Source organism: Methylomonas methanica (assembly GCF_001644035.1).
Lineage (GTDB): Bacteria > Pseudomonadota > Gammaproteobacteria > Methylococcales > Methylomonadaceae > Methylomonas > Methylomonas methanica_A.
Window position 1 is genome coordinate 81,152 of sequence record NZ_LUUG01000045.1, and the last position, 11,460, is coordinate 92,611.

Below are 11,460 nucleotides of genomic sequence, written 5' to 3' on the forward strand. Positions count from 1 at the left end.
CGGTTAAGCCGAGATTTTTTATTTTACCCCTGCGGGATGATTCTATCCCGCCAGGGATAAATCGGTCGTCAGGGGCTTCTTTGGAGAATACCATGACAGGCCCCTATCAATATTACCCCACGCCAGAGGCACTGAGCCGTAAAGCTTGGGCGATGTTCAAGAACCAGCAATTCGCGCGGGTATTGGAGCCTTCAGCAGGCGAAGGACATTTGCTTCGTCCAGGGCCATACCAGTACGGTAAACGTTTGCCGATCGATTGCATTGAAATCGATATCCGCAAACACGCGGTTCTGCGCGATAAAGGCTATGCGGTGGTGGGGATGGATTTTCTGCAGTTTCAAAGCGGCAGTGTCTATTCTCACATCATTATGAATCCGCCGTTTGCCGAAGGCGCCAAACACGTGTTGAAGGCTTGGGAGATTTTGTTTGACGGTGAAATCGTCGCCATCCTCAACGCCGAAACCGTGCGCAATCCGTTTTCGAAAGAACGCCAGCTGTTATTGCGTTTGATCGAGCAGCACGGCGAGGTCGAGTTTCTGCAAGAAATGTTCGCCGGCGAGGATGCCGAACGCAAAACGCCGGTCGACGTGGCCCTGGTCTGGTTGAAAAAAACTTCGACGTTCGAACAGGACATCCTCGGCAGTATTCTGGACGATTTGCGCCAGGATCGTCGAGAGGCCGACGATTTAGCGGGCGAGTTTCATTTGCCTCATGAGCTGGCCTTGCCGAATGCCTTCATCGATAACGCGGTGTTGATGGTCAATGCCGCAGTCGAAGCAGCGCGACAGGCCGTGGTCAGTGAAGCCCGTGCCAGCCGTTATCGGACCATGCTGGGCAAAACCCTCGGCGAACTAAGCGGTGGCGGTATCAGCAGTGAAGACGACTCGTCATCGGATGCGGTGAAGCGGATGCTGTTCAAACGCTATCACGATCTGAAGAATCGGGCCTGGGCCAGCATTTTACGCTCTACGCAGGTGACTTCACGCTTGTCATCGACGGCGCAGAAACGCTTGGAGTCGGATTTTGAAGCGGTGAAGTCCTTGGAATTTACCGTGCCGAATATCTATGGCTTTCTGCAAGGCATCATCGATCAGCAAGGTGAAATTCAACTGAGCATGGTGTGCGATGTGTTTGATCTGATCACCCGCTATTACAGCGATAACGCGGTGTTTTACATGGGCTGGAAATCCAATGATAAACATCGCACGCTGGGCATGCGGATCAAAACCACGCGCTTCATTCTGCCGGGTCATGGCTCGAGTCCTTACCAGAACGGCTTGAACTGGGAATCGGAACGGCTGTTAGCGGATTTCGACAAGGTGTTTGCCTTGCTCGATGGTAAGACCGAAGCGGAAGTGTGTTTGGTGTCGGTGTTTCGACAGCATTTTCACGCGCTTCGGGTCGGCAAGCGGATCGGTGGCAGTTATTTTGACGTTCGCTATTATCCGGGCGTCGGTACCATCCACTTTTTTCCGAAAAGCAAAACCTTGATCGATCGCATGAACCGTTGGGTTGGCCGCCAGCGCCGCTGGTTGCCGCCTGTAGATACGCAAGCCGGACAAGGTTTCTGGCAGCAGTTCGAACAGGCAGAGAACTTAGATCGGGCGTTTCACACCGAAGTGCACAAGCAGTGTCCACACAGTAGCCGGCATGTCCATTTCGATCCCTTTTGGGCGATCAAGCACGGCGGCGAGTCGGAACGGGAAAAAGGCCATCGTCTGTTAACCCAGGCGATGAGCAGCGTGTTGGCCAGTCGAGGCATCGATTCCGATGCGGCATTGGAAAACGAACAATCCAGCTTGTTGGAATGGACGGGTTCTCTACCATCGGCTACCGACCTGGCTTTGGCATCGTAATTCGGTGTTGTACCGGTCTTTAACTTAACCACTGGCTTTGCCAGTATCACCCGCCTCGGGGAGATGATCCGTTCTCCCCGTCGGGGTTGGACTGTGTCGTTTCCTCGGGGCTTTTTAATTTGAGGAACTCACATGAAAACCACACAATTATCGGTAAACCCCGAAAAATTGATTAACAACCTGCGTTTCAGCTTTACCCAGTCCACCACGGTACTGGGCGAACTGATGCAGAATGCCCGCCGCGCCGGCGCCAGGTTCATCAGCTTCGAGTATTCGGAAGACGCTCGAACCTTGACGGTGTGTGACGATGGCTGCGGCATCGCCTGTTTGAAAACGTTGCTGACGGTGGCCGAGTCTGGCTGGGATGCTGACGTCATCGAACGGGAATGCCCGTTTGGCATCGGCTTTTTGTCGGCGCTGTTTTCTTGCGAAGCCATCAGCGTCGACAGCAAAGGCGGCCGATTTTCGGTGGATACGGCCGAGCTATTGGCATTCCAACCGATTGCGATCGAACCTGCTGACTGGAAAGGCATCACTCGTTTGACGCTGACCCAGTTCAAGCCCGAAGCGGATCGGATTGCATCCCAGTTGTATCGCTTGGCACGGGGATTTCCGATTGAGGTGCGCTTTAACGGTGTCAGCCTGGATCGGCCGCGAGCAGTCACGTCAACATTACCATTCATCGAGACCGAACTGGGCGATCTGTACTTGTATGGCTTGTCCCAGGGCGAAGACTGGTTGCGGCAATCGGATTATTTTCATCTGTATCTGCAAGGTTTACCGGTCTATCACAGTCACCACGAACGAGACCCCGGTCATGTCATCCACTTGGATTCAAGCCGGTTTTTCGCTCGGTTGCCCGACCGGGATAAATTGATCGATGAAGCACAGGTGATTGCTGAGGTTAAGCACGTTCTGCAACGGGAAGCCAGGCAACGAATGGAAATGATCAAACGCGAATTGTCTGCTGAGGAGTTTGTCCTTGGCTACGACACCTTGAAAACTTACCGCTGCCTGGATTTACTGAATGACGTGCCGTTATTGCCCAAACAGGTATTGGCGATCATTCAGGATTATCCGATCAAGGAAGGTTGCAGCAACGTTAATTTGGCTGTGGATTCGCAACCGGTCAGCCGAAGCGATGTGGAAAAAGGCCTTGTCAAAGTTGCCGACTTGGATGATCTCGATGAGGTCGGTGCGCTGCGCTGGATGTTCGCCTGGCACCGCGATTATCGGGTATTTCGGCCGGGGTTGGATGCTAGGCATTGGCTGTTTACTTACTTGGTCGATTTGAACGGGCCGGCCATCACCTTAGACATCGTCAACGAAACGCACCGCGCTTTTTTTGAAGGGCAACGGGTGAGTGGTCCGGCGGTATTTTGTGAAAAATATCGGTTAACCCTTAATGGCGAGTCTGTCGACATCGATCACGATGCCGTCTATGACGAGGATCAGGACTGCTTCATCGTACCCACTCGGGGGGCATCCGGATTAGTGGTTTGCCAGGCATCGTCCTACTACGACGAATGGGATACGTTCATGGAATCCGCCAAGGAAGCCGATGAATGGGATTTTCAGAACTTCGTGGTGGCCAATACGGCGGATAAACCCGCGGATGCATTGCAACGACTGCTGCCGAAATTTGGTAGTTGTCCGGCGCTGTTTTCCAGGACCTTTCAAATCGTGCTTGGCAATAGTGGCGATGTCGTCACCGTTGCGGAAATGTAGTCGAAACCCAATCGGGCCGATGGTCGCGGCTGTGTTAGCCCGTGGCTTTTGGCTGGTTTTCTGGCGAACGACCATTTAACAAGCACGCATTCCAAAACACCTGACGCAGTACTGGCGTCAGCTTAAGCGTCTTTAGCGAAATGTGTTCTGCCGACGGTCAACGCCTGCAGACATCGCTGACGATGCTTTGAATATTCTTACAACCCTTCCGGAGAAAGTCCACTCCGCAAGGGGCTGCTTTCTCCAAATTTTATGATTACGGGAGAAAGCCCATGTTATACATTCGAGGAACCAATAATCGTTACCGTATGGCCGATGAACAGGATGTCATCTTAGAGGCCATTCAGATCTACAACCGCACTTTTAGTCGAGGCGAAGCCTTGACCAGTCCGGACAAGGCGAAGGACTGTATCAAGTTAAAATTGGCGCCGTATGAGCACGAAGTATTTGTGTGTCTGTTCTTGGACAATCAACACCGCGTCATCGCTTGCGATGAATTATTCCGGGGGACGATTGATGGCGCTAGCGTGTATCCGCGCGAAGTGGTCAAGGCCTCGTTGCACTATAATGCTGCGGCGCTAATCATGGCCCATAACCACCCATCCGGGATTAGCGAGCCCAGTCAGGCGGACCGCGTAATTACAGCAAAACTTAAAGAAGCCTTGGCCTTGATTGACGTTCGCGTACTTGATCACTTCATCGTCGGCGAGACCGTGTATTCCTTCGCAGAGCATGGCTTGTTGTGAAAAGGTATTGGCGCCGAGACTATTCGTTGGTATCCAAGGCAACCGTATGTATAAACGAAGTTGAGCAATGGATTCGCCATTGGTAACCATGAAGGCGGCGTCGATACGACTGCGTAAAATGATATAAAACCACGTCTCCCCAAAATCAGAAGCTAAGCATTGTTCTGAATTCCGGGGAGACTAACTCGCGGCGGCCAGGATACGGCCATAACCGGTCATTGGAGTTTTTTCAGAAAGACTTTAAATACTCAAGCGACCACCCAAAAGCGGACACTCAGTAATTTAAGGAGGCTGCAAACCCGCCACATAAATCAGCCCGGCACCCCACCCCTAAACATTCCTATCTCGCTTGATGGACTCTATTGCCTAGTTTCTACCCCAACGACCCTATTGAGTATTATTTTTGTCCATTAATACACTTGTCATATTTGCTCGGTAAATTTTTATCGAGGCCGTTATTTGAGCTGTTAGTCATTTCAACACGTAACCGCTTACTAGGTTAGTAAGATCCATAGCTCGTAAAAGCAGTATACCTACGCACAAGCTTGTCTGATTCCGATTCGGACACTTAAGTTCGATGGGGCCCGGCAGCCTCTCGTTTGGCGTTCAGGTAAATGCAGTTTGACCAAAGGATGGTTATGGCATCGCGCGGTGCGATGAGCATCCAAATTTAAAACAACCGGTGTCAGATTTGATTGAGGCTGAGTACCTGCTCAGGTGATCGGATCAGGGAGAATATGGAAATGAAGCGTTTAAGGTTGGGTGCGGTGTGCTCAGGGTTTTTCATGGCAACGACCGTGATGGCGGCGCCCGTCGACGATGCCCGACTTAAGGCCATGGCCTGGCTGATTACGCACCAGAGCGGCGACGGCAGTTGGCAGGGAGCGCCGGGATTGGAAATGGCTGAAACTGCCGCTGCGGTTGAAGCCTTGATTAATGCCGGCATGACCAAGAGCGATACTTATGCTAACGGTGTTGCCTGGCTGCAAAATCATGAAGCCTACAGCACGGATGCCTTAGCCCGCCAAGCCATCGCGCTCTACAAAGCCGGGCGTGATGTCTCAGGATTGATGACTCGACTGATTGCGTTACGCAACGATACCTCTCAGAGCTGGGGCGCTTACGATCATTTCGATGGCAGTTCTCCCGATACATCTCTAGCTTTGGAAGCTATCAAACAAACTGGAACCACGTACACATCGGAATTTAATGCCGTTTGTTTTATTTATGGACAGCAGAACACTGATTTTGGCTGGCCATATATAAAATCAGACACAGGGATTCCACCAAGCCGAATCACCCCAACGACATTTAATTTGATAGCACTTCAGCGATACAACGGATATTCAGTTGACTGTACCAATGATCAAATCAGTAACCCCCTTTCCGTATTGAGCTATATAACTTCCGGGATTGCCTGGCTGAAGACTCAACAGAAAACGCCCGGCGGCGGTTTCGGTGAAGGCAGCGCCGGCACTATATTGGAAACTGCGCTGGCCTATCGAGCGCTGGTAACCGTGGCCGGCGCTAACGATCCCGCCGCCGTAAGCGCTCAGAACTTTCTCATCGCCCAGCAACAAGCCGACGGCAGTTGGGGCGGCGGGGATGCATTGCTGACCACGTTGACGTTAGCGGCGCTTCCGGCAACCACATTGGCCGATACCGATAACGACGGCTTGCCGGACGGCACGGAGACACAGGCTTTGCTCGGCACAAATCCCAACGTGCCCGATGCCTTTGGTTTGTTGAAGGGCAATGGTCGCAGTATTGCCGGTGTCACCACGGCCATCCCCTTAACCAAGGCCATCATCGATCATCCCTATCTCTCAACGCTGACTGCTAATGATGGTGCGCCACCTTATAGCTGGTTAGTGAGTTCAGGCCAACTGCCGGACGGACTCAGCCTGAATACTAATACCGGCCAGATTACCGGCATACCCACGGCGCTAGGCTTTTATAATTTTACCTACGAAGTGCTGGCAGCCGATATGCACACCTCTGTCACTAGTCAAATCGAGGTAGCGGAGCCCACTGAACCCACCCAAGTGCCGGCACTACCGACCTGGGCCATGTTGCTGATGGCGGGGCTGCTTTGCCTCATCATGCGGCATATTGAGCAACATAAAACACGCGATCTCCGCTAAATATCTAAAGGCTCTGCCAAGGATTCTTGCATGTCTCCCGTTTCCCGTTTTCGCTTTCTACTGGCGTTCGTTTTGCTGTGCCAGGGCCTCCTCGCGACCTCAACCCTATCCGCCGCACCGCAAGACCCAACTGCATTGCCGGATGCCGTGGTGCAATCGCTGCTCAAGGTGCATCAACAGCCGGGCAACGCCCTAGCGCAGCAACTGCGCGAGCATCTGGACGAGGCCGCTGAACTGATAGACGAGGCGGATAGCGAGGACCAATTACAGCAGGCCGGCCAAGCCAACCGGCTGCCCTCCAAACAAGAACTATTGGAAGGCAAACGCTCTGAAATCGCGGATTTACGCCAGGACGTGGAAGCCGAACTCGACCGGGTGCGTTCCACACTGGCCGGGATGAAACAGCCCGATAAATTGGCTGCCTTCGAGCGTTATGCCAAGCAGGTCGCGCAGCGCTTCGACCGCGTTGATCGTTCATTATCGGGATTTACCTCGGCTCATCAGGACGGCCCTCGCCGCCGCGCTTTGGGCAACGCCAAGGCCGAGCTGCGTGTTTTGCACCGCCATGGACAAACCGCCGAGACCACGCCCGAAGCGATACCCACGCCCACTAACCGCCTGGGCACCGAGGTAACGCCCACGCCGATTGAACCGAGTAAAAAATTACCGCGCTATCTGAGCGCCGGGCCATTCAAACCCGATATGCCAACCTATGCTTTTCTGCTGGATATGCTGGGGACGCCGGCTGAAGCAGCGGTGCCGACCACGCCCAACGAGGCGGCGGCCTGCGGTTATTCGCAGCCGGACCTCGCCGCCACCGAAGACGTGGTTATCTCCCAGGAAATCCGAGACCTTGCCGCGAAACTGAATTACTCGCCGGTCAAACTATACCAGTACGTTTATAACACCATCCGTTTCGAGCCTTACTTCGGATCGATGAAAGGCTCACTCGGCACCTTGTATAGCAGTGCCGGCGGCGCCACCGACCAAGCGTCACTGTTGATCGCACTGCTACGCGCGTCCAACATACCGTCTCGCTATGTATTGGGCGACATTCAAGTGAACGACGCCTCGAACCTAGGTGCTAACGGTAGAGGCCCACGTTGGGTCGGCGCTAAAACCTATCAGGCTGCCGCGTCCATCTTGGCTACCAATCAAAATCCCGGCGCCGGCTCCTATGCGAACGGCATCCAATTACGCCACGTCTGGGTGGAAGCCTGTTTGCCTTACGGCAATTACCGGGGCGCGTCTGCCGACAACACCGGCTACCGCTGGATTCCGCTAGACCCGAGTTTCAAGGACAAAAGCTATCAACCGGGTATTGCCGGTATTCAACAAAATGTTGCCTTCGACTATAGCGCCACCGGTTATCTGGCCGGTCGTACCCATACCCTGCCGCATGAACGGTACGCCTCGCAGGTCGAAACCTACATCAAGAGCCTAAACGCGGATAACACCTTGTTGGACGTACCCTATCTGGGCGAACAAACCGCCAGAACCTATGACATTTTGCCGATCACCTTACCTTACCAAGTGGTGCAATACGGCAGTTGGGCCGGCACCAGTTCATCTGAAATCGCTAGTCTGCCGGCGAGCCACCGCTACCGGCTATCGATCAAAGTCAAAAATAGTAGCGGCGCCGATCTGGTCGCCGAGCAAATCCTGTCACTGCCGTCCATCGTTCATCAGCGGGTGACGCTATCCTATGTGCCGGATGCCGCCTCACAAACCGATTGGAATAACTGGAACGGCGATCTGGCCGCCCCGCCCAGCCTGGTTAATCTCCATCCGGTTATCAAAGTCGACGGCGTCATCCAAACGACGGGTACCGGTTCCATCACCTTGGGTACGGAGCATCGGTTGATCATGAAGGTCACCCTGGATGACACCACGCGCAGCCCCTCCTGTCCGAATGATGACCCCGCCAACAGTGCGCCGGATACCGATCAGCATTGTTTCAACAAGACCGTCTACACCAATTTGAAAGCCGGCGCCCATCACGCCCTGATGGCCTACGCCCGCCAAGGTTCGGATCGTCTGTTGGCGGAACGGTCCGACCGATTGATCCAATCGGTGCAAGCCGTGCCCACCGCGCCGACGCCGGCCAACGCCGCCAATTACGATAATACCGAAGGCGAACTGCTGCATATCGCCTTGCTGAAATACCTGCGTTATGTCACCGACGCCAACCAACGGCTGGGCGAACTGCAAGGCGTCAGCGGCGAAAGCGGTACTCATCTGGGTTTGACCGCCGCCGGTCTCAAGGTCGATTACCTGTTCGACTTACCGTATGCAGTGCATCCGAGCGGCCCTTACATTGATGTCAAGGGCGGTCTGGCGCAGTTTGTAAAGCTGGATTCGACCATCGTGGTTTTGGCCAGCGACTCGGATGCGACCAAACAAGCGAAATTTGCCGCAAAACTGGCGGAAATCTGGCCAACCTTTAAATTATCGGCTTATACATCCTCGGCCTACGAGCACTTCATCTGGCAGGAACTGATTCGTACCGATGCCGTATCGACGGTGCGAGGGTTGCAGTTTGCCGGCGAATCGGGTGGTGCGAATCCGTTGGTCACGCTGAACGGAAGTAATATTAGCAATTGGTCGACACTGATGGATTCAAGTATGAATCCGTTTCAAGTCACAATCACAAACTATATCAGTGACGGTGCGACGATCACTGTACCGAAAAAATCCATCGCTTACACCGATGGACAAGCCAACAATAACCTGCAACCTTGGAACGGCGGGGTTTTCATGGCTGAAAACCAGACTAAGGGCTATATCTCCGCGATGATCAACAAGCTGGGCGGCGGCTGGGCACTGGTCAACCCCACCCCGGTCGCCACCAGCTTTCCGCGCGATAGCTACCTACCCAGTAACTTCTTCAGCAACTTCCCGATCAACTCCACCACACTGTCCAACGGCTTGAACTGGCTGCAAAGCTGGGGCGGCGATCCGGTTAATCTGGCGACCGGCAACCTGTACCATAGCGAAAAGGATATTGCAGTGCCGGGCCGCGGCCTGCCGCTGGTCTTCGAACGTAACTACAACAGCCGCAATTCCCTGGATGGCCCCTTGGGTTTTGGCTGGACCCACAGCTTTAACCACAAACTGAACTTTTACGGCGTCGACGGCGGCTTCGTGAAAGTCGGCTGGCTGGACGGCAGCGGCGCGGAGCGTTTCTTTAAGCTGGCCGGCAGCAGTGTGCCGGTTAACAGCGCCTTCCAGGCTGCGCCCGGCGTGTATACCGCGCTGAAACGCGAAGCCGACGGCAGCTGGAGTGTCACCGAGAAGAACGGTCTGCGCTACAGTTTCGAGAATAATACCGGCGTCACCGCCGGGCAAGCGGCCCGCCTGCTGACCATCCAGGATCGCAACCTCAACACCCTGACCTTGGCTTACAACACCGGTTGCGGCAACGTGCTGTGTACGGTGACCGACGGCCCGGGCCGTAAACTGGCGTTTCATTACACGGCTAATCGCATCGACCAAGTGCAAGTGCTAGCCATCGGCGGCACCGTACTGGCCACCCATCAATACGGTTACGACACCGCCAATGGCAACCTGACCAGCTACAAAAGCCCGCTGGCCGTGGCTAGCCAGCATGCGCCGGTCACGTATGCCTATTACAGCAGCGCCGACGGCCAAAACCTAAACCATGCCCTGAAGACCACCACCGCGCCGCAAGGCGAAGGAATGCGCTTTTCCTACTACGTCGATGGCCGGGTCTTCCGCCACCAACGGCACAATAACGGCAGCTTGTTACCGGAAACCACCACCTTCCGTTATCAGGATTTCCGCCGCGAAACCGTCACCGTCAACGAACGCGGCTTCGAACGCCGGCATACCTTTGACGCCAACGGCAACCCGCTGCGCATCGTCGACGAAGCCGGGGCCGCTCACAATTACAGCTACGATTCTGATCCGGCCAAGCCTTTCAATCGCCTCAGCGAATCCGACCCGGCGGGTTTGCAGGTGCAATACCAATACGACGGTGCCGGCAACGTCACCCGCATCACCCAACCGTCCGGCGCCACTACTGAATACTACGACTTCACCGCCTTCAACGCCCCGCAGCGCATCAAGGACGCCAAGGGTAACTGGACCCTGCTCAAATACGACGCCAAGGGCAACCTGACCGACAGCGTCCGCTTAAAAGCCGGCATCGAGCCGACCGCCGGTACCACCCCGGCCTTGGCCAACATCGCCGCCTGGACTAAACGCAATGTCGACGCCGCCACCGGCCAGCCCACCCACACCAAAACGCTACGCGACTTCACCGGCGCCACATTAGGCACCTTTGCCGGCGGCACGGGACCGACCGTCATCACCAGCTATGATGGCAACACCCTCTATCCAACGCAGATCGCGCGGCTGGGCGACAAGACCGGCGACGGCCTGATCAATGCCGCCGACCCGACCGACACCGCCACGCTGCAATTCGACAGCCTGGGCCGGCAGACGCTGGGCATAGACGCCGACTGGCAAACCGTCAGCAGCAGTTACGACGCCGACAACCTGCCGCTGACCGGCACTGATGCCGCCGGCCACCCGCGCAACTACTTCTACGATGGCGATGGCCGTTTGACGGCTAACGAACTGGAACTGAGCCAAAACGGCAAAATCCGACTATGGGACAGCGCCTACCGCAGCTATGATACCGTCGGTCGCTTGCAACAAACCTTGGACGCCGGCGGCCACCTCGCCCAATACCAATACGATGCCGCCGGCAACCTCACCCAAATCACCGACCCCGACAACTACACCCTGGGTTTCGATTACGATGCCGTCAACCGCTGGACTAAGGCTTACGACAAAGCCGGGCATCACGTCGACCGCAAACTGGATGCCGCCGGTCGGGTTAAAGCCGTCACCGACCCCAACGGCAATAGCACGCTTTACAGCTACTGGAACGCCGCGCAAGACGGTCGCCTGAAAAGCGTTACCCAACCCAAGATCGCCAGCTACACCCTGGGGCAAATC

The 11,460-nt window shown here is 55.1% G+C and carries 5 protein-coding genes; all 5 read left to right on the forward strand.

The annotated features are described in order from the left end of the window. Positions 1-92: 92 nt before the first annotated feature. Positions 93-1,856 carry a DUF4942 domain-containing protein gene (locus tag A1332_RS03325; protein WP_064007146.1) on the forward strand — a complete coding sequence of 588 codons (1,764 nt, stop codon included), beginning with the start codon at positions 93-95 and terminating at the stop codon, positions 1,854-1,856. A gap of 132 nt (positions 1,857-1,988) precedes the next feature. After that, complete coding sequence (locus tag A1332_RS25590) at positions 1,989-3,584, forward strand: ATP-binding protein (protein WP_064007147.1); 1,596 nt, start codon at positions 1,989-1,991, stop codon at positions 3,582-3,584. 272 nt (positions 3,585-3,856) lie between these two features. After that, positions 3,857-4,330: a RadC family protein gene (radC, locus tag A1332_RS03335; protein WP_064007148.1), complete on the forward strand. Its 474-nt coding sequence runs from the start codon at positions 3,857-3,859 to the stop codon at positions 4,328-4,330. Positions 4,331-5,073: 743 nt separating this feature from the next. Beyond that, the gene (locus A1332_RS03340) at positions 5,074-6,474 is read left to right on the forward strand and encodes a putative Ig domain-containing protein (protein ID WP_231890197.1); all 1,401 of its coding nucleotides are present in this window, start codon (positions 5,074-5,076) and stop codon (positions 6,472-6,474) included. A 30-nt stretch (positions 6,475-6,504) separates the two neighbouring features. Further along, positions 6,505-11,460 (forward strand): DUF6531 domain-containing protein (locus tag A1332_RS03345; RefSeq protein WP_064007156.1); only part of this gene is annotated, 4,956 nt, incomplete at its 3' end.